The sequence below is a fragment of the Streptomyces sp. NRRL WC-3618 genome (assembly GCF_001280005.1).
Lineage (GTDB): Bacteria > Actinomycetota > Actinomycetes > Streptomycetales > Streptomycetaceae > Streptomyces.
The window spans coordinates 1-2486 of record NZ_LGDW01000198.1 but is presented as its reverse complement, the minus strand read 5'-3'; the positions used below and the strand labels follow the sequence as shown (position 1 = coordinate 2486).

Annotated in this window: 2 protein-coding genes and 1 pseudogene; 1 reads left to right on the top strand and 2 read right to left on the bottom strand. The window is 68.5% G+C overall.

Annotated elements, in window-relative coordinates:
- Nucleotides 1–395 precede the first annotated feature (395 nt).
- On the bottom strand, nt 396–830 hold the full coding sequence (locus ADL01_RS19115) for a DoxX family membrane protein (RefSeq protein ID WP_053743227.1): 435 nt from the start codon (nt 828–830) through the stop codon (nt 396–398).
- 83 nt (nt 831–913) lie between these two features.
- On the opposite strand from ADL01_RS19115, the gene ADL01_RS19110 reads away from it, so the two are divergent.
- Entirely contained in the window at nt 914–1591 is a 678-nt protein-coding gene (locus ADL01_RS19110) for a helix-turn-helix domain-containing protein (RefSeq protein ID WP_053743226.1), read from the top strand.
- Nucleotides 1592–1729: 138 nt separating this feature from the next.
- On the opposite strand, the pseudogene ADL01_RS46340 reads toward ADL01_RS19110, so the two are convergent.
- Nucleotides 1730–2324, bottom strand: a pseudogene (locus ADL01_RS46340) (HNH endonuclease family protein); the annotation flags it as partial.
- Nucleotides 2325–2486 lie beyond the last annotated feature (162 nt).

Sequence of the window (2486 nt, the reverse complement as noted above, 5' to 3'; positions counted from 1 at the left end):
TCCGATCCGAAAACCGGTCATCCGACGACGACTTCACCTGTCCGGGCCTTGGCACACCACAACCAACGACCTGAAAACCCCAAAGTCACCGGTATTGCGTCTAGGTGTCGTCTGGATGCTCTGCGGGCCGGGCGCAGACGCAGACCTCCTTCGCACGGTGGCAGGGCCGGGCATGCCCACTCATGCGGGATCGAGGAGCTGGTCATAGCCACCGGCCCGTGAGACCTCCGCGCGATGACGATCGGTTCTGGGAGTAGTTCCCACGGCTTCACCATCTCACCGGGCCTGCGCTATCGCTCTGGCACCCGGCTGTGGGCGATCCGAGGAGGGCGGCACGGGCGGGTGGATCCATGAGGCTCCACCCGCCGGGTGGATTCAGTGCGCTCCGCGCCTGTTCACCGCTGCCGCTTGGTGTGGTAGCGCTGGGCGAGCCGGGCGAGCGCGACGGCGCCGAGGAGCAGTCCGAAGTCACGCAGGGCGACGTCGTAGTAGCCCGGGATGGTCAGCAGGTTGACGATGATGCCCGCGAGCCAGCCGGCCACCAGCCAGCCCCCGAAGCGCGGAGCCAGCGCCACGGCGATACCAGCCACGATCTCGATCGCACCCACCGCGTACATGGCTGCCTGGGCGCTGCCGGGAACGATGTCGTCGATCCACGGCGCGAGGTAGGAGGGCCAGTCCACGAGGAGGTTGGTGAACTTGTCCAGCCCGAACAGGATCGGCGCCACCGTGAAGCCGATACGCAGGATCACGAACGCCTGGTAGCCGGGGTCGGTGAGCATCGCCCGCCGCGGGGCGGCGGAGGTGGTGCTTGTGGTTGCGGAGGACATGACCCTCTCCTTCTATAGGCAAAGTTCATTAACTATAGAAGCGCCGTTTCGTTCTTTAGTCAATGGCTGTGGGTTTTACACTGGTGTTCGTGGACACCCCGAAGGAAGTACGCGACCCCGACGTCTCCGCCATCGCCGCTCTCGACGAGCCGACCCGCAGGCGGCTGTACGACCACGTGGTGCGCCAGCCGAGCCCCGTCAGCCGAGACGAGGCGGCCGCCGCCCTCGGGCTGGCACGGAAGACCGCCGCGTTCCACCTGGACCGGCTCGCCGACGAATCACTGCTCGACGTCATCTACGAGCGTCGCAGCGGACGCTCCGGGCCGGGCGCGGGAAGGCCGGCCAAGCTCTACCGCCGGTCAGCGAAGCAGGTCGCCGTCAACCTGCCGGACCGCCGCTACGAGCTCGCCGGACGGCTGCTCGCCCAAGCCGTGGAGGAATCCGACGCGACCGGTGAGCCGGTACGGACGGTGTTGCACCGCAAAGCCGAAGAACTCGGCGCCCAACTGGGCGAGCAGAACAAGACGGACGTCTTCGACCTACTGGAGCGGTACGGCTTCGAGCCACGCCGCGAGGACGATGTCATCGATCTGGCCAACTGCCCCTTCCACGCGCTCGCCCAGGAGCACACCCAGACTGTGTGCGGCATGAACCTCCACCTGCTGCGCGGTGTTCTCAGCGGCTTGGACGAGACAGGACTCGAGGCATGCCTGGCGCCCAGCCCCGGACGATGCTGCGTGCGATTGCGGCCAGCCGCCTAGTGCAACCTGCCAGGTCGGCGACCGTGCCCCCCGATCGATCGGGAGGCCGGACAGCGGCGTTGTCACGTTGTTGGGCGTGTGACTGCCTGGCGGCGCGTGGGAGCATGGTGGGCTTGGCGGTGAGCGCGTTCTGCTCGGCGGGTCGATGGTCAGGCCCCAGCGGGTTTTGATGGCGATCCAGTCGGTGGCATACGTGCAGCGGTATCCAGTCGCCGGGGGCTGCCAGGTGGCCGGGTCCTGGTCGGACTTGGACTGGTTGCTGGCGGCGGACACCGCGATCAGGGCGCGCGGGTCGTCGAGGTCGTTGGCGTAGGCCTGGCGTTCGGCCGCGTGGTCCAGGCGGAGGCGCCGGAGTCCCTGGATTCGGCGAGCGGGACGAGGTGGTCGATGTCGAGGGCGCGGGCCTGCGTGAAGTAGATGTCGTCGTACGGGGAGTACCACGAGCCGCCGGTCAGAGCGCAGTTGGCGTCCTGGACGGGCGCGGAGACGGTTCCTCCAACAACACCTCCTGCCTGGTGTTGCACGAGTCGCGGTCGGCGTCGACCCAGTGGCGGAACTTCGAGCGCTCGTACCCGGTCCGGTTCTCGGTCTGGACGGTCAGGGCGTGGAGGGCGTCGCGTACGGGCAGGGCGACGGTGTCGCCGGGGGCGGCGGCGTGCGCGGTGGCGGGGGAGAGCAGGACGGCGAGCGCGGAGGCCACGGCGGCAGCGGTATGGGCTCGGGCGGAGCGCACGGAGGATTCCTCTCGAAGATCATGAACGGTTCGTGATCTTCGTAGTGGGGCGGGGGCCTCATGCTGCCCGGCGATCCGCTGCCGGCTCACCCGTACGGATCGGTAAGTCGCGCAGGGGTCCCGACGCCGCTGTGGTCAGGCCATCGGGTCGCCGGGCCGCCT